A 365-nucleotide genomic window follows, 5' to 3' on the forward strand; every position below is an offset into this window, starting at 1 on the left:
GCATTAACAAATACAAATGCACAACAAGTAAGTATTACAACAGCTACTGCAAACAGTACCATCAATGATAATGATAGCCTAGAATTAAGTATTGCTGGATTTACAATAACGGAAACAGAAGCTACGCAAACAGCTAACTTTACCGTGACTAGTAACATTATAGCTGAAGAAGATATAACATTTACATTAACCACAGCACATGTAACAACTACGGATGGCACAGATTATACATCACAAACTGCACAATCTTATACACTACCTGCCGGGGATACCTCCATCAATCTACCTGTATCTATACTCGGGGATATCATCGCAGAACCTACGGAAACTTTTACAGGAACTATAGCATTAACAAATACAAATGC

Annotated in this window: 1 protein-coding gene; it reads left to right on the plus strand. The window is 37.0% G+C overall.

Annotated elements, in window-relative coordinates; all coding sequences use genetic code 11:
- A partial coding sequence (locus tag Z054_RS29685) for a Calx-beta domain-containing protein (protein ID WP_035093958.1) occupies positions 1 to 365 on the plus strand: 365 nt, incomplete at both ends.

Source organism: Aquimarina macrocephali JAMB N27 (assembly GCF_000520995.1).
In the GTDB taxonomy this organism is placed as follows: Bacteria; Bacteroidota; Bacteroidia; order Flavobacteriales; family Flavobacteriaceae; genus Aquimarina; species Aquimarina macrocephali.